Consider the following 23,975-nt stretch of genomic DNA (forward strand, 5'->3'; position numbering starts at 1 on the left):
TTTATGCACGAAGAAAAAAGGCTCAGCTGTAGGAGCGCGCTTGCCCGCGATGGACGTTCACGCTTTTAGCCTGACACACCGCCTCGCAGCCTTCGGCAGCTCCTACCGGTTCACCGCTATCGGGTAGGACCGAATTCATTCGGGAGGAGGCCGGTACAGACGCTACATACCTATCGCCTGCAGGATGATCCGGCCCACCGGGTTCTTTGGCTGCTGCGATACTGTATGGCAGCAGTAATACCGCGTTTTTGTACAACCAAATTCCCTCCTACACCTCCTCCGTTTTGCTTTAAGGTTCGGCTACAGTTTTTCCCACACCGCATTACCCCAGCCAAGGAAGCAGCCATGCCCGTAACAACCTCTCTCAGTGCCGGTTTCATGGTGGTTCACGGCAACCGCCTTGATGATCTGCGCAGTCTGGTTGTGTCCTGGATGCGCCGTTATCCGCTCGCGCCTTTAGAAAATGAAATCGCTCTGGTACAGAGCAACGGCATTGCTCAATGGCTGAAGCTGGCCTTGGCTGAGGATGCAGAAGATGAGGACTTGGGTGGCTGTGGCATTGCCGCAGCAATCGATGTCCAGCTCCCAGGCAGCTTCATGTGGCAGCTGTATCGATCGGTATTGGGCAAAGATGAAATCCCGGCCGCGTCACTTTTGGACAAGGCTCCGTTGACCTGGCGCCTGATGCGTTTGCTACCCGCTTTGATTGATCAACCGCATTTCGAACCCCTGCGCCGGTTCCTCACCGCCGATACGGACCTACGCAAGCGCTACCAGTTGTCTGAGCGCCTGGCTGACCTGTTCGACCAATACCAGGTCTACCGCGCTGACTGGTTGGAGGACTGGGCAGCAGGTCGCCATCAATTGCGTAACGTCAGAGGCGAAGCCAAACCTCTGACCCCGGCAAATTGCTGGCAGGCTGAGTTGTGGCGTGCGTTGCTATTGGATGTTGGCACCGAAGGAATGGCCCAAAGCCGGGCAGGAGTGCATCAGCGCTTTATCGAACGTATCACGCAGATGAATGAAGCCCCGGCGGGTCTACCGGCTCGGGTCATCGTCTTCGGTATTTCGTCACTGCCCGCTCAGGCTCTGGAAGCATTGGCCGGGTTGGCACGATTCAGCCAGGTGCTGCTTTGTGTACACAACCCATGTCGTCACCACTGGGCGGACATCGTCGCCGACAAAGACTTGCTGCGGCACCAATACAAGCGACAGGCCCGCAAGGCGGGAATGCCAGTAGTGCTTGATCCACAAGCGTTGCATCAACATGCTCACCCTCTATTGGCTGCATGGGGAAAGCAGGGCCGCGATTACATCAATCTGCTGGACAGTCACGATGATCCTGGCAGCTACCGCTCTGCCTTCAAGGACGGGCGTATCGATCTGTTCAGCGAGTCTGATCCGCATACCATTCTCAACCAGTTGCAGGACGATATCCTGGAGTTGCGGCCTCTCGACGAAACCCGGAATCTATGGCCCGCTGTTGACCCGTTGCAAGACCGCTCGATTCGTTTCCATGTCGCGCACAGCGCTCAGCGTGAAGTCGAGATTTTGCACGACCAGCTACTCGCACGATTCAGTAAAGATCCTGACCTGCGACCGCGCGATATGATCGTCATGGTTCCGGATATCGACAGTTATGCGCCCCACATCCGCGCCGTGTTTGGTCAGATCGAGCGTGATGACCGTCGTTTCATCCCGTTCACCCTTGCGGACCAAGGGCAGCGCGGCCGCGAGCCTCTGCTGATTGCGGTCGAGCACTTGCTGAAGATTCCGGACAGCCGTTTCCCGGTCAGCGAGATCCTCGACCTACTGGACGTTCCCGCGTTACGTGCGCGTTTCAAGATCAAGGAACGTGACCTACCGACACTTCATCGCTGGATTGAAGGTGCAGGCGTACGTTGGGGCCTGAACGCCGAGCAGCGTGAAGGGCTCGGTTTGCCTGCTGCTCTGGAACAGAACAGCTGGCATTTCGGATTACGGCGCATGTTGCTCGGTTATGCCGTCGGTGCCGGTGCTGCCTGTGATGGTATCGAACCCTATGACGAAATTGGCGGCCTGGATGCAGCCTTGATCGGCCCGCTAGTGGCGTTGATCGACGCGCTTCAGGTTGCCCACAGCGAGCTTTCCTCGCCAGCGGTAGCGACGGAGTGGGGCTTACGCCTGCAAGCACTGATACAGCTGTTCTTCCAGGCTGACAGCGAGCACGACGATTACCTGCTCGCGCAACTGGAGCAATTGCGCGAGACCTGGCTGGAGACGTGTGAATCGGTTGGCTTGCAAGACGAACTGCCACTGACCGTCGTACGTGAGGCATGGCTGACAGGGCTTGATCAGGGCCGTCTGTCGCAGCGCTTTCTCGCAGGCTCGGTCAACTTCTGCACACTGATGCCGATGCGTGCGATTCCGTTCAAGCTGGTGTGTCTGCTCGGCATGAACGACGGTGACTACCCCCGCGCGCAGCCACCACTGGACTTCGACTTGATGGGCAGCGATTACCGTCCCGGTGACCGCTCACGTCGTGAAGACGATCGTTACTTATTACTCGAAGCACTGCTCTCAGCACGGGATCAGCTGTACATCAGTTGGGTGGGTCGCAGCATTCGTGACAACAGTGAGCGGCCGCCATCCGTGTTGATCGGCCAGTTGCGTGATCATCTGGCGGCTGGCTGGAGACTCCTGAACGCCCAGGAGCCGATGGAGGCTAAAAAGCGCGATCCCGGTCAGCAGCTTCTGCACGCGCTGACCCTCGAACACCCGCTGCAGCCTTTCAGTGCGCAGTACTTTCATGAGAACACAGGCTTCTTCAGCTTCGCCCGTGAATGGCAGGTCTTGCATGAGTCCAATGTCACCGTGCCGACAACCAAGCCACTCCCTGCCCACGAACAAGACGAGCCACTGAACCTCGCTCAACTGCAGGACTTCCTCAGAAACCCGGTCAAACATTTCTTCAGCCAGCGCCTGAAGATCTACTTCGAAGTCGCCGAAGCTCCGCTGGCTGATGAAGAACCGTTTGTGCTCGATGCTCTAGAGCGTTACAGCCTCAGCGACAGCCTGCTGAACGCCGCGCTGACCAGCTCGCAGGATAGCGATGAGGTATTGCAGGCTCAGGCGTTAAAACTTCAGGGCAGTGGCTTATTACCCATGGCAGGTTTCGGCAGCAGCTTGCGAGAAGAGTTGATCGAGCCTTTGCCTGACTTGCTGCAGCGTTATCAGAGCATCCTTCATAGATGGCCTGAACCGCTCAGCAGCGCGCTGCCGGTCAGTTATGCCCATCAAAACGTACGTCTGGAAGGCTGGTTGGGTGGCTTGCATGGCAATGCTCAGGGTGAGTACTTGTTGGTCACCGCGATCCCCAACTCCATCGGTTCGAAGAAAAACCGTAAATGGCATCGCCTGATTCGCCCCTGGGTTCTGCATCTGGTGGGTTGCGCGTGCGGGCTGCCGTTGAGCACTGCGCTGGTAGCCAGCGATGAAACGTTGCTGCTGGACCCGCTGGATAAATCTCTCGCCACAGCTGCGCTGAATGACTTGCTCACCGCCTGGCTGAGTGGCATGCAGCGACCTTTACCGGTCGCAGTCAAAACAGCGTTCGCCTGGCTTGGGCAGAATGACGAAAGCAAAGCTGAAGCGGCGGCACGCAAAGCCTATGAAGGCGACGGGCAAACCACCGACGGCGAGCGACGCGAAAGTACTGCGCTGGCCCGGCAGTTCCCGGACTTCGACGCGTTGATCGACAGCGAAGAATTCGCCGGTTGGTGCGATGCGCTCTACAAGCCGATTTTCGACGCGCCTTGGCAAAGTGAAGGAGCCAGCGCATGACCGACATTCAACACACCGCATCCTTGGCTCTGCGTTTCCCGCTGCGTGGCAGCCAACTGATCGAAGCCAGCGCCGGTACCGGCAAGACTTTCACCATTTCGGCGCTTTATGTGCGACTGGTTCTCGGCCATGGCGGTGACGCGTCCGGTTTTGGTCGCGAGCTGTTACCGCCGCAAATCCTCGTCGTGACCTTTACTGATGCTGCGACCAAAGAGCTGCGCGACCGGATTCGTATTCGCCTGGCTGAAGCTGCACGCTTTTTTCGTGAAGAAATCAGCGCGCCTGATGAGTTGATCAATGAACTGCGCGAGCAGTTCAGCCCCGAGCAATGGCCAGCCTGCGCCAGTCGTTTGGATATCGCTGCACAATGGATGGACGAAGCTGCGGTATCGACGATCCACAGTTGGTGCCAGCGCATGCTGCGCGAACATGCTTTCGACAGCGGCAGCCTGTTCACCCAGACCCTGGAAACCGATCACAGCGATTTGCTTGGCGAAGTGCTGCGCGATTACTGGCGATTGTTCTGCTACCCCATGAGCGGCGATGCGCTGAACTGGGTACGCGACAACTGGAGTGGCCCTGCCGCCTTGTTACCTCGGGTACGCAGCCTGTTTGGCAGCGACCGGGCGGTCCCGACGCAAGAACCTGCCGAGTTGATCGCTGCCTCTCTGCAACAACGTCGCGAAGCGCTCAAAGCACTTAAATCTCCATGGACTAACTGGGCGGCGGAGTTACACGCCATCTGCATCGACGGCGTGGCCTGCAAAGTGGTTGATGGGCGCAAGATGCAGGAGCGCTACTTTCGACCATGGTTTGAAAAGCTCACTGCCTGGGCGGCTGATGACGAGCTGGAAGAGCTTGATCTGGGCACCGGCTTTACCCGACTGACGCCCGATGGCATCGCCGAAGCGTGGAAGAGCAACCCGCCTTCCCATCCAGCCTTCGAGGCAATGGTCGAACTCAAAGTCGCGCTCGATACCTTACCGACACCCGATGCCGCAGTGCTCGAACACGCTGCCCACTGGGTCGGTATGCGCTTCGAAGCAGAAAAACGTCGTCGTGCGGAAATGGGCTTTGACGACATGCTGCTCAGGCTCGACGCTGCGCTGCAAAGCTCAGGCGGCGAGCGGTTGGCAACGCTGATTCGCGAGCAATTTCCGGTGGCCCTGATCGACGAATTTCAGGACACCGACCCCGTGCAATATCGGATCTTCGAGAGCATCTATCGCCTCGAAGAAAACGACACCGAAACCGGGCTGTTCCTGATCGGCGACCCCAAACAAGCGATCTACGCCTTCCGTGGTGCCGACATTTACACCTACCTGCGCGCACGGCAGGCCACGACCGGAAGATGGCACACGCTGGACACCAACTACCGCTCCAGCCACTCCATGGTCGAAGCGGTCAATCATGTGTTCCAGCGTGCCGAGCAGCGTCAGGAAGGGCGCGGTGCATTTCTGTTTCGCGAAGGCGACAAGAACGATGTGCCATTTTCGGATGCGCTTTCTCAAGGCCGCAAAGACGCTCTGCAAATAGACGGCACGCCGCTGGCTGCGCTGAATGTCTGGCAACTGGCAAGCGATCAGCCGGTCTCAGGCGTCAGCTATCGCCAGCAACTGGCTGCCAGTTGCGCCAGTGAAATCGTCCGGCTGCTTAACGCCGGGCAACAAGGCCGCGCCGGTTTCGCCACTGTGGATAAAGACCTTAAAGGCCTGCTGCCTGCCGACATCGCGATTCTGGTGCGTGACGGCAAAGAGGCTCAGGCGGTGCGCGGCGAATTGTCGGCCCGTGGCGTGCGCAGCGTTTACCTGTCCGACAAGGACTCAGTGTTCGCTGCCCAAGAGGCTCATGACGTACTGGCTTGGCTCAAGGCCTGCGCCGAGCCGGATTCCGAACGCACCCTGCGCGCCGCATTGGCATGCATCACCCTGGCGTTGCCGCTGGCAGAGCTGGAGCGCTTGAATCAGGACGAATTAGCGTGGGAAGCGCGTGTCATGCAGTTCCGCGGTTATCACCTGATCTGGCGTAACCAGGGCGTGCTGCCAATGCTGCGCCGCTTGCTGCACGACTTCCATTTGCCGCAGACCCTGATCACTCGTAGTGATGGCGAGCGTGTCCTGACCAACCTGTTGCACCTGTCCGAGTTACTGCAGCAAGCCGCTGCCGAACTGGATGGCGAGCAAGCCTTGATCCGCCATTTAGGCGAGCATCTGGCACTGTCCGGTCAGGCCGGAGAAGAACAGATTCTGCGTCTGGAAAGCGACGAGCAACTGGTCAAGGTCGTGACCATCCACAAGTCCAAAGGCTTGCAGTATCCGCTGGTGTTCCTGCCGTTCATATGTTCCAGCAAACCGGTGGATGGCACGCGTCTGCCGCTGCATTTCCACGATGAAAACGGCAAAGCACAGGTCAGCCTCAAACCTACTGCAGCACTGATCGAACAGTCCGACAACGAGCGTCTGGCCGAAGACCTGCGCTTGCTTTATGTCGCCCTGACTCGCGCCGAATACGCCTGCTGGCTGGGCGTGGCTGACCTCAAGCGCGGTAATTCCAGCAGCTCCATGTTGCACCGCTCGGCATTGGGTTACCTGCTGGGCGGCGGCATGCCGTTGGTCGAGTCAGCAGGCCTGGCGTCATGGCTGCGCGATCTTGGCGAAGGCTGTGACGGGATCAGCGTCGACGGCGTGCCAGCCGCGACCGCAGAAACCTTCAGTCCGCCACGCAACGAAGCAACCCTGCTCAAACCGCGCATGCCTAAACGCCGTGCTGCAGAAAACTGGTGGATCGCGTCCTATAGCGCGTTACGCATTGGCGACACGATCACCGCAGGCAGCGATGAGTCGCCCGACAGTCCACAAGCGCAAAAGCTGTTCGACGACGAACGCCTCGACCCCGAGGCACCGCGTGAAGTGCTGGTCAGCGGTGGTGATATCCATCGTTTTCCACGCGGACCGAATCCCGGCACGTTCCTCCACGGTTTGCTCGAATGGGCAGGTAACGAAGGTTTTGCCAAAGCGGTCAGCGAGCCTCAGGGGCTCAAGGATGCTGTTGCCCGCCGCTGTAACCGCCGTGGTTGGGAAGGCTGGATCGACACCCTGACTGGCTGGCTGACTCAGGTTTTGAATCTGCAATTGTCGCTGGCCAGCGACAGTGTGCCGATCTCTCTGGGGGCCATGGATCAGCCCAATCAGTACCGTATCGAAATGGAGTTCTGGTTCGCCTGCCGCAAAGTCGACGTCGCACAAATGGACGCTCTGGTACGTCGCTACACCCACGATAATGCGCCGCGAGCCGCAACAGAAACGGTTTCCCTGAACGGCATGTTCAAGGGCTTTATCGACCTTACCTTTGAGCATGAAGGCCGTTACTACGTGGCGGATTACAAATCCAACTGGCTCGGGCCTGATGATGAAAGCTACACCCAGGACGCCATGACCAGCGCGATTCTGGAAAACCGTTACGACCTGCAATACGTGCTGTACCTGTTGGCGTTGCATCGCCAGCTCAAGGCGCGTCTCGCCGATTACGATTACGACCAACACATGGGCGGCGCATTTTATGTGTTCCTGCGTGGCGCTTATTCAACCAGCCAGGGCGCTTGGTTTACCCGGCCACCACGGGAGCTGATCGAAGCCCTGGATCTCATGTTCCAGGGCAAGTCAGTGACTGAAGAGTTCGTCCTCACCGGAGAACCCGCATGAGCCGCTCATTCGCTGAACTGCTGCCTACGCCTCTTGATGCACAGAGCCTGGCTGACCTGGCGCCGCTGACCAACGTCCGTGATCTGCTGTTGTTGCTTGAGCGCTGGGTCGAGCGTGGCTGGTTGCGGGCGCTGGATAAAGCTTTCGTGGCGTTCCTCAGTGAGCTGGATCCTGCAGCGGACTCGCTGGTACTGCTCGCCGCTGCGTTGACCAGCCACCAACTCGGTCACGGCCATGTATGCCTTGACCTGTACGAGACCCTCAAAGAGCCGGACTTCGCCCTGTCTCTGCCCCCCGAAGGCGATGTGCAAAGCGGCCCTATGCTGCTGCCGTCGCAATTGCTGGTGGCGCTGGATGGCGGCGCATGGTGCCAGGCGTTGCTGGGCAGCACGCTGGTTGCTCGAGGTGATGACGCAAGCGAAGGCGCTGCCAGCAAACCTTTGGTGTTGTCCGACCGGCGTTTGTATTTACGCCGTTACTGGACGTATGAGCGGCGCATCGGCGCGATACTGCGTCAGCGGCTGGCACAACAGGAGGCCGTCACTGATGACCTCGGCCAGCGTTTGAATGTGCTGTTCCCGCCGGACACCACGCCGGATGCGCTGATCGACTGGCAGAAGCTGGCCTGTGCACTGGCAACTCGCGGCGCATTCAGCATCATTACCGGCGGCCCCGGCACCGGTAAAACCACCACCGTTGTTCGCTTGCTGGCATTGCTGCAAACCCCTGCCGTGCAGGCGGGTCAGCCGCTGCGTATTCGTCTGGCTGCACCCACCGGCAAGGCCGCGGCGCGTTTGACCGAGTCCATCAGCCAGCAAGTGCAAAGCCTGACGGTCAGCGAAGACGTGCGACAGAAAATTCCTGCCGAAGTGACCACCGTGCACCGACTACTGGGCAGTCGTCCGGGCACACGGCACTTCCGTCATCACGCCGGTAATCTGCTGCCACTGGACGTTCTGGTCGTCGATGAAGCCTCGATGATCGACCTGGAAATGATGGCTAATCTGCTGGAAGCCCTGCCGCCTCACGCACGGCTTGTGCTGCTGGGTGACAAGGACCAGTTGGCTTCCGTTGAAGCGGGCGCGGTGCTGGGCGATTTGTGCCGTGATGCCGAAGCCGGGCTGTACAGTCCGCAAACCCAGCGCTGGCTGGAAGTAATCAGCGGCGAAGACTTGAATCGCGCCGGTTTGCAGAAAGGCGATGAGCAGCAGCATCCATTGGCTCAGCAGGTTGCGATGCTGCGTTACTCGCGACGCTTTGGCGAAGGCAGTGGTATCGGCAAACTGGCGCGGCTGGTCAATCAGCAGCAGCCTGAACAGGCTCGTGATCTGCTGGCTGCACGAAACCATAAGGACCTGCACGCACTCGCGCTCAAGAGCGAACAGGACCGCTCACTGGAGCGGCTGCTACTCGACGGTCTCGACCAAGGCCCGGAAGGCCCGCAGGGCTATCGGCATTATCTGGGCGTGATGGCCGCGCAGCGGCCGCCACAGGATGCCATGCTGGAAGATGAGCGCTGGGGCCAATGGGCGCGAGCGGTACTGAACGCATTTGATGCGTTTCAGTTGCTGTGCGCTGTGCGTAAAGGGCCGTGGGGCGTTGAAGGTTTGAATCGGCGCATCACGACTGCGCTGTTCGAAGCCCGGCTGATTGAAAGTGATCAACACTGGTACGAAGGTCGCCCGGTATTGATGACCCGCAATGACTACGGGCTTGGTTTGATGAACGGCGACATCGGCATTGCCTTGCGCCTGCCCGAGCGCGATGGGCCGGAAGCGGGCAAGCAGGTGCTGCGTGTGGCGTTCCCGCGTAATGACGGCAGTGGCGGCGTGCGTTTTGTTTTGCCGAGCCGGCTTAACGATGTGGAGACGGTTTACGCCATGACGGTGCATAAATCCCAGGGCTCGGAGTTCGCCCATACCGCATTGATATTGCCTGAGGCGCTGAATCCGGTGCTCACCAAAGAGCTGATCTACACCGGCATCACCCGCGCCAAGCATTGGTTCAGCCTCATCGAACCTCGCAAAGGGGTGTTCGAAGAAGCGCTGCGCCGCAAGGTGAAGCGCTTGAGTGGGTTGATGCTGGAGCTGTAAAAACAACAACAACCTCTATCTGTAGGAGCGCACGAGCACCGCGAGGCCGCGATGGCGGTCTGCCTGATACACCGCCATCGCGGCCTCGCGGTGCTCGTGCGCTCCTACAGGGAGAGTGTGTCAGCGATCCAGCCCCATAAACTGCATCACCCTTTCGCCCGCCTGACCCGCACGAATGGTCTGCGGTCCGGCGTCGGCCTGCACCACGCCGTTTTCCATGAAAATCACTCGGTCTGAAATGGACATCGCGAAGTCCATTTCGTGGGTGACGATCAACATGGTCATGCCTTCCTTCGCCAGGTCGCTGATGACCTTCAGCACATCGCCAACCAGCTCCGGGTCCAGCGCCGAGGTTGGCTCGTCGAATAGCATGATCTGCGGATCCATCGCCAAGGCGCGGGCGATCGCCACACGTTGCTGCTGGCCACCTGACAGCTGATGCGGATACTTGTGGGCATGCGCGAGCAGGCCAACCTTGTCCAGCAGTGCATAACCGCGTTGCTCGCTGATCAGCCGGTCGCGTCCGTGATAGCGTGGGGCGAGGGTGACGTTGTCGAGGATCGTCCGGTGCGGGAACAGGTTGAAGTTCTGGAACACCATGCCGATGCGCTGCACCCCGCGCCGGATCTGCGCGTTGTTGGGCTTGTCGCCGGCATGAATAAAGCTCTCACCAAACAGAATGATCTCGCCGTCATCAATACTTTCCAGACCATTGACGGTACGGATCAGCGACGTTTTACCCGAGCCAGACGGACCGATGATGGAGATTACCTGACCGGCATTCACGTCCAGATTGATGCCCTTGAGCACCTCATGATTGCCGTAGCTTTTATGAATGGTGTGCAACTGCAGCGCTGGAGCAACGCCGTTTTCGACGGGAGCTGCGGCTTTCGAAACCGCTGCCGGAAGACTGCTGCGCAGCTGCAGCACGCTGGCGTCATCCAGTGTTTGCGGCTTGCGATTGTTCAGTTCCAGATGTTGCTCAAGCCAATGGAACAGCCAGCCAAACACCGTGACGATCATCACGTAATACACCGCCACGGCCGACAGGGTTTCCATGACCAGAAAGTTTTGCGCGTAGAGGCGTTGGCCCACTGTCAGCAATTCGGTCAGGGAAATCACCGAGATGATCGAGGTGAGTTTCACCACGGTGATGTATTCGTTGATCAACGTTGGCAGCGAGATACGAAACGCCTGCGGGATCACGATCAGCCGCTGCATACCCAGCACGCCAATACCTAGCGCACGTCCGGCTTCTTTCTGCCCCTTGGCGACTGAAATCAAACCGCCCCGGTGGATTTCCGCCATGTAGGCGGCTTCTGTCACCACCAGCGCAAACAGACCTGAATAGAACGGGTCGGAGAACACTTCACGGGTGAACGGCAGCATTTGCGGCAGGTTGTAGACGAAGATCACCAGCACCAGCAGCGGAATGCTGCGGAAGAACCAGATATAAAGCGACGCCGGAACACTCACCCAGCGCGAGGTTGACAGTTTGGCCGAGGCCAGCAGGAAGCCCAGCAGCATGCCGATGAACCAACCCAGCGCGCTGAGTTGAATCACCGTGATGCAGGACTTCCAGAAGTCCACCATCGAGAACAGAGAAAAAAAGTAGGACCATTCGAATTGCATGTACACCGCATCCTGATTAGCGCAGATCTCTGTGGGAGCGAGGCTTGCCCGCGATAAGGTTTAGGTGATTGACCTGAATACCGTATCGCCCTTATCGCGGGCAAGCCTCGCTCCCACAGGGTTATGCTGTGAATTAGTTACTCGGCGCTTCCAGGTTGTATTTCTTCAGCAGCGCATCGTATTCACCAGACTTCTTGGTCTCGTCGAAGGCCTTGAGCAGCGCTTGATACAGCTCCTCGTTGCCTTTCTTGACGTAGATGCCCAGCGTCTGCTGATAGATTGAGTGCTCGGTGCTGACCACTACGCGACCTTTGGTGCGTTCGGCGATCATGCCTGCGGCGCCGTCGATTTCCACTTGAGCCTGAACGTTGCCGGACAGCAGCGCTTGAGTCACTTCAGGTGCCGATGGGAATTCGCTGACCGAGATTGCGCCTTTGTTGTTCGGTACGCAGTAATCCACCGACAGCTTGTTGAACTGGGCAACCCAGGTGGTGCCTTTTTCCAGACCGATCTTCAGGCCGCAGAGGTCTTCCGGCACCTTGGGTTTAACCTTGCTGTCTTTGAGCACCATGATCGCTGCGCCGGTTTTGGCGTAAGGGATGGTCTGCGCCTGGGTCTGACGCTCCGGGGTGATGTACATGCCAGAGATGATCGCGTCGTAGTGACCCGAGTTCAGGCTGAGGATCAGGCTGGAGAATTTTGTGTCGACGAAGTCCGCTTTGAGGTTCATGTGTTTGGCGAGCATGTGTGCAAGCTCGGGGTCGGAGCCAACGACATTTTTCTTCTCGTCGTAGGATTCAAACGGTGGATAAGTGATCTCCATACCCACTTTGAACACGCCCGGTGTAACAGTAGGGGCGGCGTGCACCAGCGTCGCGCCGAACACGGCGGCGGCAAGCACGGTCAAGCGGACAGCAATGTTCTTTTTATTGCGCATCGTCGAGGACTCCAAAGTAGAGAAAAGTAAGGCACGTCAGGGTTGGAAAAAGGGTATTCAGACAAATCAGAGCGGTTCTGACGCCTGGTTTTTCAAGTGGCCAAAGCTCGAAGGCTTGCGGGCTTTTTCATAAAGCTTCAATTCGCCGTTCTCCACTTTTCTGCGCAGGTACTGATAGGTCTGCAGTGCCTGGCCGAACATGTGTTCGCCGATGGTGATCTCCTCGTAATCCTGTGCGCCTGCCTTGGCGAACTGCGGCAACGGTTTGATTTGCGTGTGGAAATCGCAGGCGTAGAACAGTGGAAACGAATAGCGTTCTTCGCTGACGGTTCTGACCCGATGGGCTGTTGCAACGAACGTACCAGCGGTCATCACTTCGAGCATGTCACCAATATTGACCACAAACGCGCCCTCCACAGGCGGTGCGTCGATCCATTGACCCAGATCGTTCATCACTTCCAGGCCCGGCTTGTCAGCCAGCAAGATCGTGAAGCACTCGTAATCGGTGTGCGCACCAATACCGGGCGCGTCCTGGGCGGCGTCATCGAATGGGTAATGAATCAAACGCAACTTGGAAGGTGGCCGCGTCACCATGGCATCGAAGTAACCCTCTTCCAGACCGAGTGCCAACGCGAAGCCATCAAACAGCCGCCGACCCAAGGCGAACACCGCCGCGTAATAGGCTTGCACCGCTGGCTTGAAGCCTGGCAGGTCCGGCCATTCGTTGGCGCCGATCAGCGGAGTTTTAGCGATCACCAGTGGGTCTTCATCACCCACTTCAAAGCCGATGTCGAAGGCTTCCTTGTGGTCCGGTTTGCCTTTGGCATACACCTCTTCGCCTTCCGGTACGAAGCCTTTATGGCTTCGGGACGTGCCGATGTAGTGCTGCATCTTGTAATCCAGCGACTGAGCGAAGAGGTCCTTGGCCGCCTGGCGCAGACCATCGATCAACTGCGTATCGATGCCGTGATTCTTGATGTACAGAAAGCCAACTTCCCGCGCCGCTTTGCCGAGTTCTTCGGCAACGGCCTGACGCTTGGTTATGTCGGTGCTGAACAGAGCGGCGATGTCCACCACCGGAATGCTGTTGAAGTTGGCGATGGCTTGAGAATGATCCGGCATGACAACAGGCTCCATTAGCGGTGGGTGGATTGAGTGAAGCGCTGGAAGTGTTCGCGTTCGGTCTTGCCCATCCAGGTGTTCAGCGACCATAGATCGGCCACCGGGACATTGGTGAAGGGCAGGTGGTGCAAGTAGCCATCGGCACCGAACTCTGGCGTCAGCGTGGTGACTTGATAGCCGCGCTCCTGTTGCGAGCGCCAGATCGCTTCCCAGTGTTGCTGATGGAAGGCCAGCTCTTTTGCGTATTCCGGTGCAGCAGGGTGGGGCACCTGTGGGCCCTGGTCGTAACCGACACGTGCCTGAATGTGATGAACGCGTTCGACGAAGGCGCTCAGGTCGTCTTCGGGGTCGTTGAGCAGACGCTCGCAGGTCACGATCCAGTGGCTGATGTCGCTGGTGAAACGCAGGTCCGGCAATTGCCGAATCAACTCAAGCGTGACCCATGGGTTGAACAGGGACCGTGAGCGGTGGGTTTCGAAGGTGCATAACTGACCGTGTTTGCGTGCCAGTTCCAGGGCCTGACCGAAGAACTCCACTTGTTGTGGTAATTGCCAACGATCATTGCCCGCCAGTACGTTGACGAAACGCGGCGACAGTTCGCTGGCCCAGCCCAGTTTCTTGTCCAGATCAGTGAGGTGTTCGGCGACCGTGGCTGATTGTTCTGGCAGCACGTCGTAAGCCGTGAATACGGTGCTGATATACCCCACCCGATTGGCTCGCAAGAATGCCGCAAACTCGGCCCGCTCGGCGGCAGCCAGCGGGAGGCGAGCTTCCATACCGTCGAACCCCGCTTCAAGCAGTTCTTCCAGGGCCTGAGTTTTACTCGCGGTATAACCCCAGAGGGTGCGGAATATTTCCAGCTTCATCGATCGACCTCAAAGATTGCACGGGCGTGTGGCGCGGCTTGATCTTAGGTGGGCGTGATGATCGGGAAGAATAGGAAAGCTCAAATCGATAGTTCAGAGATTTGTGAAGTATCAGCGGCTAGCGCATATCCACTGTGGGAGTGGTGCTTGCTCGCGAAGAACGATGACACCGTATCCGGGAAAACCCGAGGTGCCTGATTCGCCGGAATGCCGCCCAGACCAAGCCTCGCTCCAACGGTTGCTAACCGGTGCTTAAGGCACGAACCCCGGAGTTATAGGCATTTCGTCTCACGTCAGCACAAGCGTACTATTCGCGCACGACCGTTTTGCTGACGATCCTCGTCAAGGTATTGCGCAAGTCACGCCGTAGAGCGTCTGCCATGCCAACTGTCTTTCTTTTTTGCTTCTGCCGACCGGATTAATCCCTCCGGGGTTGTCATAGGCACGCTACTTTTAAATCACCCGGCAACGATCCGGGTGATCACAGAAAAACCGTACAGAACCGACACCGCTGTGGACCAGCGTCGCCAACCCGACGTATCAGCGGCTAACCGTGATGAATACCAGAGGTTTTACGATGCAAACACTACTGATCAATGGTCAGGAGCATGAGCTGGATGTCGCTGAAGACATGCCACTGCTCTGGGTCCTGCGCGACGTGCTGGGCCTGACGGGCACCAAATATGGCTGCGGTATTGCCCAGTGCGGCGTCTGCACGGTGCATCTCGATGGCCAGGCCGTGCGCTCTTGCGTGTTGCCGGTCAGTGCCGTGGCCGGACGCAAGGTCACCACCATTGAAGCGGTCGGCGAATTGCCGGTCGGTCAGGAAGTGCAAAAAGCCTGGCTCGCGCACGAAGTCGTGCAATGCGGTTACTGCCAGCCGGGGCAGATCATGTCTGCTGTGGCGTTGTTGCAGGCGCATCCTGACGCCAACGATGAACAGATCACCGAGGCCATGGCCGGGAATCTGTGCCGTTGCGCGACCTACACGCGGATTCGTGCCGCTATCAAAAGCGTCAGTCAGGCCTGAAGGAACACACCATGTCAGAAGTAAAAGGATCTGCAGCGACGGTGTCGCGCCGCGGGCTGCTCAAGGGTGGCGCGCTTTCTCTCGGCGGGCTGGTGATCAGCACCTGGCTCCCGCCAATGGCAACACGCAGCATGGCGGCAGAGGCGGTCAGCACTGCTCGTCTGGGTGACAAGGCCTCACCGGGTTTCGGTGCCTTTGTACGCGTAGCCCTCGACGGCCAGGTCACGGTGATCTCGCCGAAAATCGAAATGGGTCAGGGCGTGCAGACCGGCATCGCGATGATGGTCGCCGAAGAGCTGGAAGTGCCGCTCAGCTCGGTGAGGATTGAAGAGTCGCCGCCCGACGCTGCGCTGTATACCGACAACATTCTGCAGTTCCAGGCCACCGGCGGTTCTTCATCGACCCGCTACACGTGGGAGCCATTGCGCAAAGCCGGAGCAACCGCACGTGTTCTGCTAATCGAAGCCGCCGCCGTTCGCTGGAACGTCGCGCCAAGCCTGTGCCGTGCCGAAAACGGCAAGGTGCTGGGTCCGAATGGTAAGTCACTCGCCTATGGCGAACTGGTAGAAGCTGCCGCCGCGCTCCCGGTTCCCAAGGATGTGCCGCTCAAGGCTATCGCCGACTTCAAATTGCTGGGCACTTCCGCCCAACGTCTGGATACGCCGCACAAGGTCAACGGCTCGGCGCAGTTCACCATCGACGTGAAAATCCCCGACATGCTGATTGCTTCGTCGCTGACCTGTCCGGTCCACGGCGGCAAGCTGCGCAGCGTGAAAGACGAGGCGGCCCGTAAAGTCCCCGGCGTGCGCGATGTGGTCCGCCTGGAGAATGCTGTCGCCGTTACCGCGACCAATTTCTGGTCCTGCCAGCAAGCGCTCAAGGCGCTGGAAATCGAATGGGACCTCGGTCCGCACGCGTCGATTGATTCCGCACAGCTGGATAAAGAACTGCTGGATGCCAGTTCCAAAGATGGCGTGTTTGCCAAGCAGACCGGTGATATCGGCGCGGCGCTAAAGAACTCTTCAAGTCAGTTCGAAGCCGTGTACCAGCAGCCGTTCCTTTCTCATTCGCCGCTGGAACCGATGACCTGTGTTGCTCATGTTCGCCCTGACATGTGCGAGCTATGGGTCGGTTGCCAAGCGCCGGGCTTTGCGCAAATGGGCGCGGCGAAGGTGGCCGGTTTGCCTGTGGATAAAGTAGTTATCCACAACCAGCTCATCGGTGGCGGCTTCGGTCGTCGTCTGGAGTCGGACTTCATCTTTCAGGCAGTGGACATCGCCCGCCAGCTCAGCTATCCGATCAAACTGATCTGGAGCCGAGAAGAGGACATGACCCACGACAAGTACCGCCCGCATTACGTGGATCGCATGAATGCGGCGCTGGGCAAAGACGGTAAACCGGTCGGTTGGGAGCATCGCATCGCTGGCGCTTCAGTCATGGCCGCTTACGTGGGCAAGCTGCCGGAAAGCGGCGTGGATGCTGACGCTGTGGAGGTTGCGATTGATCCGGTCTACAAACTGGACAGCCTGCAAGTGCGCTACATCCGCCAGGACCCGGACGTCATTCCGGTTTCATGGTGGCGTGGCGTGGGTCCGTTGCGCAGCACCTACGCCGTCGAAAGCTTCATCGACGAGCTGGCGCACAACGCCAAGGTTGATCCGGTTGAATACCGCTTGAGCCTGATGCAGGAACAGCCGCGCGCTCAGGCTGTATTAAAGAAAGCCGCAGAACTTGCGGACTGGAAAACCCCTTTGCCAGCAGGCCACGGTCGTGGCGTAGCAGTCAGCGCGGTATTTGGCAGCTTTGTGGCGACTATCGTCGAGCTGGAAGTGCAGGCTAATAAAGGGCTGCGCATCAAGCGCCTGATTACCGTAGTGGATTGCGGCTTTGCCACCAACCCGAGGTCTGTCGAGTCGCAGATGGAGGGCGGCACGTTGTTCGGCCTGTCGGCTGCGCTGTTCAACGAAATCCTCATCGAGAAAGGCCAGGTCGTGCAGACCAACTTCCACGCCTATCGGCAAATCCGCATGAGTGATGCACCGCCGGTTGAGGTGCATGTGATCAAGAGTGAAGAAAGCCCCGGTGGTGTTGGTGAGACCGGTGCAGTGCCTGCCGCTGCCGCGTTGGTCAATGCCGTGTTCGCCGCGTCGAAAGTACGCGAGCGTCGTTTGCCACTGAGCCGTTTCGGCTATTTCACTCTTTAAGGAGCGCGATCATGAAAACGTTGAATTATGCGCTCGCCGTGCTGGGTGCAAGCTTTGCGCTCACGGCTCAGGCTGCGGATCAAAGCCTCATCAGCAAAGGTGAGTATCTAACCCGCGCGGCTGATTGCGTGGCCTGTCACGTGGTACCCGGCGGCAAGCCCTATGCCGGTGGGCTGGAATTCAAGCTGCCGTTTGGCACGCTGTATTCGCCCAACATCACCCCCGATAAAGAAACCGGTATTGGTAACTGGACCGACGACGAGTTCGTCAGCGCCCTGCAAAAAGGTGTCGGCAAAGACGGCAAGCATTACTACCCGGCTTTCCCTTACACCTCTTACACGCTGATGCCGCGCGAAGACATTCTGGCGATCAAGGCCTATCTGTTCAGCCTTGAGCCGATCAGCCAGAAGCCGAAGGAAAACGACCTGGCGTTCCCGTTCAACCAGCGCTGGGGCATGTTCTTCTGGAACGCAATTTTTGCCGGTAACGAGCGGTTCGTGCCCGACAGCAAGCAGTCGGCCGAATGGAATCGTGGCGCCTATCTGGTTCAAGGCCCAGGCCACTGCGGCGAATGCCATACCCCGCGCAATATCTTCCAGGCCATGAGCAGCGGCAAATCCCTGGCCGGTGGCGAAATTGGCAACTGGCGCGCTTACAACATCAGCTCTGACCCGAAACACGGGATTGGTGCCTGGCCGCAAGAGGCGCTGGTGAGCTATCTCTCCAAAGGTTACGCGCCGGGTTATGGCGGTGCGGGTGGGCCGATGGCGGATGCTGTCGAACACAGCCTGCGCTACCTGACGCCGGAAGATGTGAACGCGATCGCCGTGTACCTAAAGTCCACACCTGCACGTAGCGAAGGTGTGCCGCGGCCGACGGCTGCCGTTAACGACAAGTCGGAAAAAGGCCTTGGCAACAAAGTCTTCACCGACTCCTGCGTGGGCTGTCACCGCCTCGACGGTACGGGTAATCAGTCGGCTATTGCGACCTTGATCGGTCTGAAAACAGTCAACGATCCGGCAGGCACCAACCTGATGGCAACGTTGCTGGAAGGCCACACCCAAGGCATGCTCCGCGCCGATCAACGCATGCCCGACTTCGCCCGCGCTTACAACGATACCGAGCTGGCAGCGGTCAGCACATTCGTCCTGCGCCGGTTTGGGCAGAGCAATGGTGAAGTGAAGGCTGAAGACGTAGCGAAATCGAGAGAGGCTTCGTTGCACTGATTGGCGGTGCTTATCATTTAAATTGAAATGCTCTCCTCTGTGGGAGCCGGGCTTGCCCGCGATAAGGCTGGACGCGATCTAAAGAGAATCGCGCCAGCCTTATCGCGGGCAAGCCCAGCTCCCACAGAGGATTCCCATTCCAATTCAAGATGTGGGTCATTAGCCGTGCATCAGCCTTCCAACATCCACCGCAACGTCTCTTTCAGCGGCGGTGTCTGCCAGTTCGGCACCAGCTCGCGCAGGCGCGAGTTATCCCCGCACAACGTCTTCACTTCATTCTCCCGGACAAACGCCGGATTCACTTCAGTGATGATTTCATGGCCGGTGATTTCGCTGCACATGTCGATCACTTCGCGTAGCGAATGAGTGATCCCCGAGCTGACGTTGATGGTCTGGCCAATAGGCTGAACCTCCAGCAACCCCCGATAAGCACTGACCACCGCGCGCACGTCACTGAAGTCTCGCCACACATCAAGGTTGCCCAGCTCGATCTGCCCGGCTTTGCGCAAAAAGTGGGAAACGATCTTGGGCAGCAGGAAATTCTCGTCCTGGCCCACACCGGTGTAGTTGAACGGGCGGGTGATGACGATAGGCAGGCGGCTATGCCAAAGGTTGGCCATGTACTCCATGGCTATTTTGCTGACGGCATAATCATTGGCAGGCGAAGGCGCGGTGGCTTCATTCAGCAACCCTTCTGACGTGTTGCCGTAGACATTCGCGCTGCTCGCGATCAGCACGCACTCCGGGGTTTTACCGCAAGCGTCAATGGCCTCCAGCAGATTGCGGGTCCCTATCAGGTTGACTTGATAAAAAGCGTCGGCCACGCCGTGTCCAACAAAAGCTACCGCAGCAAGGTGCACCACGATGTCCGGCTGGAGTTCGGCCAACAATTTGTGCAGCGTTGGCGCATCGGCCAGGTCGGCCTGAAAGTAACCCGCCTGCTGCGAAGGCTGGCGACCTATGCCGATGACTTCGCAGCCCTGAGCCGCCAGCTCGGCGGCCATAAAGCGTCCAGTGAAACCCTGAATGCCGGTAATCAATGCGCGCTTGCCAGCAATACTCATCAGAAGCTGATGCCTCTTTCGTTACGCAGCAGGTCTGCTTCAACCATCATTCGGCAAAGCTCCTCAAGCGTGGTTTTAGACTCCCAGCTGAGGATTTTCTTTGCCTTGGCCGGATCACCGATGAGCAGTTCGACTTCATTCGGACGATAAAATTTCGGATTGACCGTCACCAGAACCTTGCCTGTTTCGCTATCCAGCGCGTGCTCGTCTTCTCCTCTGCCTTTCCACTCGATGTCCATGCCGACGGATTTGAACGTCATGGTGACGAAATCCCGCACGGTTTCCACGCGGTTGGTGGCAAGGATGAAGGTGTCCGGCTCGTCAGCCTGAAGCATGCGCCACATGCCTTCCACGTACTCTTTGGAGTAGCCCCAGTCGCGTTGGGCGTCCATGTTGCCCAGTGAAAACGACTCCAGTTGGCCCAGTTTGATCTTGGCCACCGAGTCCGTGATCTTGCGGGTCACGAACTCCAGCCCGCGCAGAGGCGATTCGTGGTTGAACAGAATCCCGCTGGTGCCAAAAATGCCATAGGACTCGCGGTAGTTGATCGTCATCCAGTGCGCATAAAGCTTGGCTACCCCGTAAGGACTGCGCGGGTAAAAAGGCGTGCTTTCAATTTGCGGGATGGCTTGCACCTTGCCGAACATCTCGGAGGTGGATGCCTGATAGAAGCGAATCTTCGGGTTAACAATGCGAATGGCTTCCAGCAGGTTAACGACGCCGACGCCGGTAATTTCTGCCGTCGTGAACGGCTGCTCAAACGAAACGCCGACGAAGCTCTGGGCGGCCAGGTTATAGATTTCCGTGGCTTCGGTTTTCTGCAGCAAACGGATGCTGGCTGACAAATCCGTCAGGTCGTACTCAACCAGATGCAGGTTGGGGTGGTTCTGAATGCCTAGCTCATTGATGCGCCAGAAATTGACTGAGCTGGTACGGCGGTAAGTGCCATAGACGGTGTAGCCTTTTTCGAGCAACAACTCGCTCAAGTAGGCTCCATCCTGTCCTGTAATACCGGTAACGATTGCTTTCATACGATGGCTTTCAACTCCATTCAAGAGGATAGAGCGGTCACCGGTTCATGGGTCTTCATGACCTGAACGGCATCGGGCGACCATCCTTGAGACTGCGGGGCAGACGTTACGCGAAACCCTAGCCATGCTAGACGACGTACCCACCAAGTAAAGCTGGTTGGCAACATCTCGCAAAAAAAACGCAACGTTGCGGAAAGTCTGCTTTATTCATTCATACGGGGGTAAGTGGTGAGCCCGATGTGGTCCAGCCTCAGGCATACGGCGGTGTGTAGCGCTTTTGCAGGTCGCGCTTGAAATCTGACCAAGGGTCATTCAGCCGTTCTCATCACTTGCCGATAACCGAAACACACTTACACACTTACACACTTAATAGATTGATCGGTGGCCTAATGTTTAACACTCGCTTGAAAAGGGAATTACAGGCGCAACAAGCCGAGTTGGATGTTTATAGGCAGATGGAAGCCGGCATGAACGCGCAGATGCTCTCCATCACCCTCGATCCCAGCTATCGCGTTACTGATATCAATGCCAACTTCCTCACATCCCTGGGGTACAGCGCCGAGCACGTGCGTGGGCGCTCCATGGATGAACTGGTGCCTTCCTACGTTAAACAGCTCGATTGCTATCGCAACCTGAGGGCTGCGGTGGATGCTGGCACATCGGTCATCGATAACTACCGCTTCCTCAAAGTGGATGGCAGCCTGGCCTGGGTGCGGGCTATCTGGTATCCGATCATGGGCGCAGACGGCAAGTTGTCGCAGATCCGTTGCTTCGGTTCAGACATCACCGAGGCGATTGAACTGGCGACGGAAAACGCCGGGTTCATCCAGGCGCTGCTGCGCTCTACTGCGGTCATCGAGTTTGATCTTGGCGGGCATGTCATTACCGCCAACGATCAGTTTCTGCGCGGTATGGGTTACAGCCTTTCGCAGATCAAGGGCAAGCATCACAGTATGTTTTGCGAGCCTGAAGAAACCTCTTCATCGAAGTACAAAGAATTCTGGGCGACGTTGAACCGTGGTGAGTTCGTCGCCAGCCGATTCAAGCGTATCGACGCTCACGGCCGCGTGGTCTGGCTGGAGGCGACGTATAACCCGGTGCACGACGCTCAGGGCAAGCTCTATAAGGTCGTGAAGTTCGCCACCGTAGTGACGGATCAGGTCGAGCGCGAGGTGGAGGTCAGCGAGGCGGCGGGCATTGCTTTCGAAATATCCCAGCGTACAGATTTGAGCGCTCAGCGTGGCGCGACGGTGGTGCAGGATACCGTGGATACCATGCGCAAGATTTCTGACGAGATGCAGTCGGCCTCCGAGGGCATTGAGGCGCTGGGCAAGCAATCGTTGCTGATCAGCTCTATCGTGCAGACCATCGGTGGGATTGCCCAGCAAACCAACCTGCTGGCACTCAACGCGGCCATCGAAGCGGCTCGCGCCGGTGAGCAGGGACGAGGCTTCGCGGTGGTCGCCGATGAGGTCAGGCAACTGGCCGGGCGTACCAGCACCGCCACCGAGGAAATTGTCAGCGTGGTGCAGCAAAACCAGAATCTGGTCGATGCTGCTGTACGCGGCATGGCCAACAGTCGAGGTCAGGCTGAACAGGGATTGGGGCTGGCAAACGACGCGGGTTCGGTGATTGTCGAAATTCAGGAAGGCGCCCGACAGGTGGTGGGGGCCGTGAGCCGGTTTGCCAATCAGCTGAAGTGAATCCTTACTGCAATACGTCCCTGTAGGAGCTGCCGGAGGCTGCGATTGCTGTGTGTCATGCAGAGCGCAATCGGCGCCGTCGTAACCTCCGACAACTCCTACAGGTTCGTTGTTAACTGCACGATGCCGGGTTTCGCCCGGCGTAAGCATTGAGTACCCTTGCCAGCCAAACCGCTCCAGGGGAGCCTCGGTGCTCATGAACCTCTCTTTCAAGCAATGGCGCAAGGGTTTTGCCTTGGCCATGCCTTTTGCCATCCTGCTCGCTGGCTGTGATAGCGGTGATAAACAGCCCGCGCCGCCGCCAGAACCACCGGCACCGCCGCACACCACTTATACCCAGGCGAACTGGGATGCTTTGCCTGCTGTCTCGGATTCGGATCTGCAAGCCGGTTTCGCCTCATGGCGTAGCGCCTGTCTGCGCCTCAAGGCCGATGCGGTCTGGGGCGCGACCTGTGCTGCCGCTGCTGCAGTGCCCCTGGATGCAGGTGCTGCGCAGATTCGCAGCTTTCTGCAGGAAAACCTTCAGGTCTACGGCATGCGCTCAGCAACCGGCAGCGCCGATGGTTTGATCACTGGCTATTACGAGCCGGTCTATCCCGGCAGCCTGACCAAAACGGCCAAGGCCTCGGTACCGATCTACGGCGTACCTGACGATTTGATTATTGTGAACCTGGAAAGCATCTACCCGGAACTCAAGGGTAAACGTCTGCGCGGGCGTCTCGAAGGCCGTGTACTCAAGCCTTACGATGATGCCGCCACCATCAATGCCCAAGGCCTGAATGCGCCCGTAGTTGCCTGGTTGACTGACCCGATGGATCTGCAGTTTCTGCAAATTCAGGGTTCTGGCAGGGTACGCCTGGATAACGGCAAGCAGATTCGCATCGCTTACGCGGACCAGAACGGCAGGCCTTACCGGGCCATTGGTCGCTGGCTGGTAGAGCAGGGCGCGATTCCCAAGGAAGACGTCACCATGGGCAGCATCGCCGCATGGGCCAAAGCCAACCCGTTACGCATCCCCGAGCTATTGGGCAGCAACCCCAGCTATGTGTTTTTCACCCGCAACCCTGACAGCAACGAAGGGCCTCGCGGCTCATTGAATGTGCCGTTGACGGCGGGTTATAGCGTTGCGATCGACCGTAAAGTGATCCCGCTGGGCAGCCTGCTCTGGCTATCAACGACCCGACCAGACGGTACCGCTCTGGTTCGCCCGGTTGCTGCTCAAGATACAGGCGGTGCGATTGCCGGAGAGGTTCGTGCCGATTTGTTCTGGGGCACGGGTGATGAGGCAGGCCACTTGGCCGGTGATATGAAACAGAAGGGCAATATCTGGTTGCTGTGGCCCAAGGGTATGCCTGTGCCTCAGGGATAGTGGCCAACATACTACCTTGGTCATCGAATAATACTTTAGTGAGCACCGGACGGTGTCCAAGCACCGTGTCGGGGCTTCTTTTTGAGCAAAATCTGATTGTGCCCAACAACGTTGCGCTTTCGGCCATAGCGTATTAGTGATGCATCAAACAAGTGCAAAAGTGGTTAGCTGACGA

General features: G+C 58.2%; 13 protein-coding genes and 2 pseudogenes. 9 read left to right on the forward strand and 6 right to left on the reverse strand.

The features are described from left to right. Positions 1–345: 345 nt before the first annotated feature. Genes recC through recD form a run of 3 tightly spaced genes read left to right on the forward strand, consistent with a single transcriptional unit; the run spans position 346 to position 9,616 of the window. On the forward strand, positions 346–3,822 hold the full coding sequence (gene recC, locus AUC61_RS15210; RefSeq protein WP_243247082.1) for an exodeoxyribonuclease V subunit gamma: 3,477 nt from the start codon (positions 346–348) through the stop codon (positions 3,820–3,822). Then, positions 3,819–7,523, forward strand: a complete 3,705-nt coding sequence (recB, locus tag AUC61_RS15215) for an exodeoxyribonuclease V subunit beta (protein ID WP_243247083.1) — start codon at positions 3,819–3,821, stop codon at positions 7,521–7,523. Before recC ends, recB begins: the two co-directional genes overlap by 4 nt. Then, on the forward strand, positions 7,520–9,616 hold the full coding sequence (recD, locus tag AUC61_RS15220; RefSeq protein WP_243247084.1) for an exodeoxyribonuclease V subunit alpha: 2,097 nt from the start codon (positions 7,520–7,522) through the stop codon (positions 9,614–9,616). Before recB ends, recD begins: the two co-directional genes overlap by 4 nt. A 120-nt stretch (positions 9,617–9,736) precedes the next feature. Here the strand turns inward: recD and AUC61_RS15225 are convergent, their stop codons facing one another. The 4 genes from AUC61_RS15225 to AUC61_RS15240 form a co-directional block, all read right to left on the reverse strand. Next, positions 9,737–11,248: an amino acid ABC transporter permease/ATP-binding protein gene (locus AUC61_RS15225; protein WP_243247085.1), complete on the reverse strand. Its 1,512-nt coding sequence runs from the start codon at positions 11,246–11,248 to the stop codon at positions 9,737–9,739. Between the two features lie 133 nt (positions 11,249–11,381). Beyond that, positions 11,382–12,185: an ABC transporter substrate-binding protein gene (locus AUC61_RS15230; RefSeq protein WP_243247086.1), complete on the reverse strand. Its 804-nt coding sequence runs from the start codon at positions 12,183–12,185 to the stop codon at positions 11,382–11,384. A gap of 66 nt (positions 12,186–12,251) precedes the next feature. Next, entirely contained in the window at positions 12,252–13,307 is a 1,056-nt protein-coding gene (locus AUC61_RS15235; protein WP_243247087.1) for an isopenicillin N synthase family dioxygenase, read from the reverse strand. A gap of 14 nt (positions 13,308–13,321) precedes the next feature. Further along, positions 13,322–14,173 (reverse strand): sugar phosphate isomerase/epimerase family protein, encoded by an 852-nt coding sequence (locus AUC61_RS15240; RefSeq protein WP_243247088.1) that lies wholly within the window; start codon positions 14,171–14,173, stop codon positions 13,322–13,324. A gap of 577 nt (positions 14,174–14,750) precedes the next feature. Here AUC61_RS15240 and AUC61_RS15245 point away from each other — a divergent pair. The 3 genes from AUC61_RS15245 to AUC61_RS15255 are packed head-to-tail and all read left to right on the forward strand — an operon-like array spanning position 14,751 to position 18,633. Then, entirely contained in the window at positions 14,751–15,203 is a 453-nt protein-coding gene (locus AUC61_RS15245; RefSeq protein WP_243247089.1) for a (2Fe-2S)-binding protein, read from the forward strand. 11 nt (positions 15,204–15,214) lie between these two features. Further along, a complete protein-coding gene (locus AUC61_RS15250) occupies positions 15,215–17,407 on the forward strand; it encodes a xanthine dehydrogenase family protein molybdopterin-binding subunit (protein WP_243247090.1) in 2,193 nt (730 codons plus the stop codon). An 11-nt stretch (positions 17,408–17,418) separates the two neighbouring features. Then, on the forward strand, positions 17,419–18,633 hold the full coding sequence (locus tag AUC61_RS15255) for a cytochrome c (protein WP_243247091.1): 1,215 nt from the start codon (positions 17,419–17,421) through the stop codon (positions 18,631–18,633). 170 nt (positions 18,634–18,803) lie between these two features. Here AUC61_RS15255 and AUC61_RS15260 read toward each other — a convergent pair whose 3' ends face one another. After that, on the reverse strand, positions 18,804–19,697 hold the full coding sequence (locus AUC61_RS15260) for a GDP-mannose 4,6-dehydratase (protein ID WP_243247092.1): 894 nt from the start codon (positions 19,695–19,697) through the stop codon (positions 18,804–18,806). Beyond that, positions 19,697–20,728, reverse strand: coding sequence for a GDP-mannose 4,6-dehydratase (gene gmd, locus AUC61_RS15265; RefSeq protein WP_243247093.1), 1,032 nt, complete (start codon positions 20,726–20,728; stop codon positions 19,697–19,699). Before gmd ends, AUC61_RS15260 begins: the two co-directional genes overlap by 1 nt. Positions 20,729–21,207: 479 nt before the next feature. Between gmd and AUC61_RS26625 the strand changes: the two are divergent. The 3 genes and pseudogenes from AUC61_RS26625 to mltA all read left to right on the forward strand — a co-directional run. Further along, positions 21,208–21,888 (forward strand): annotated as a pseudogene (locus AUC61_RS26625) (PAS domain-containing protein); the annotation flags it as partial. A 108-nt stretch (positions 21,889–21,996) separates the two neighbouring features. Further along, positions 21,997–22,431: pseudogene (locus AUC61_RS26630) on the forward strand (methyl-accepting chemotaxis protein); the annotation flags it as partial. Between the two features lie 196 nt (positions 22,432–22,627). Further along, a complete protein-coding gene (gene mltA / locus AUC61_RS15275) occupies positions 22,628–23,800 on the forward strand; it encodes a murein transglycosylase A (RefSeq protein WP_243247095.1) in 1,173 nt (390 codons plus the stop codon). Positions 23,801–23,975: the final 175 nt, after the last annotated feature.

Origin of the sequence: Pseudomonas maioricensis, from assembly GCF_022790535.1 — a bacterium.
In the GTDB taxonomy this organism is placed as follows: domain Bacteria; phylum Pseudomonadota; class Gammaproteobacteria; order Pseudomonadales; family Pseudomonadaceae; genus Aquipseudomonas; species Aquipseudomonas maioricensis.

Excerpts from the sequence above, each read along its gene's own strand:
- AUC61_RS15245 (WP_243247089.1), top strand. The coding sequence starts at position 14,751 with ATGCAAACACTACTGATCAATGGTCAGGAGCATGAGCTGGATGTCGCT.
- AUC61_RS15250 (WP_243247090.1), top strand. The coding sequence starts at position 15,215 with ATGTCAGAAGTAAAAGGATCTGCAGCGACGGTGTCGCGCCGCGGGCTG.
- AUC61_RS15230 (WP_243247086.1), bottom strand. The coding sequence starts at position 12,185 with ATGCGCAATAAAAAGAACATTGCTGTCCGCTTGACCGTGCTTGCCGCC.
- AUC61_RS15235 (WP_243247087.1), bottom strand. The coding sequence starts at position 13,307 with ATGCCGGATCATTCTCAAGCCATCGCCAACTTCAACAGCATTCCGGTG.
- AUC61_RS15255 (WP_243247091.1), top strand. The coding sequence starts at position 17,419 with ATGAAAACGTTGAATTATGCGCTCGCCGTGCTGGGTGCAAGCTTTGCG.
- recD (WP_243247084.1), top strand. The coding sequence starts at position 7,520 with ATGAGCCGCTCATTCGCTGAACTGCTGCCTACGCCTCTTGATGCACAG.
- AUC61_RS15260 (WP_243247092.1), bottom strand. The coding sequence starts at position 19,697 with ATGAGTATTGCTGGCAAGCGCGCATTGATTACCGGCATTCAGGGTTTC.
- recC (WP_243247082.1), top strand. The coding sequence starts at position 346 with ATGCCCGTAACAACCTCTCTCAGTGCCGGTTTCATGGTGGTTCACGGC.
- AUC61_RS15240 (WP_243247088.1), bottom strand. The coding sequence starts at position 14,173 with ATGAAGCTGGAAATATTCCGCACCCTCTGGGGTTATACCGCGAGTAAA.
- mltA (WP_243247095.1), top strand. The coding sequence starts at position 22,628 with ATGAACCTCTCTTTCAAGCAATGGCGCAAGGGTTTTGCCTTGGCCATG.
- AUC61_RS15225 (WP_243247085.1), bottom strand. The coding sequence starts at position 11,248 with ATGCAATTCGAATGGTCCTACTTTTTTTCTCTGTTCTCGATGGTGGAC.
- gmd (WP_243247093.1), bottom strand. The coding sequence starts at position 20,728 with ATGAAAGCAATCGTTACCGGTATTACAGGACAGGATGGAGCCTACTTG.
- recB (WP_243247083.1), top strand. The coding sequence starts at position 3,819 with ATGACCGACATTCAACACACCGCATCCTTGGCTCTGCGTTTCCCGCTG.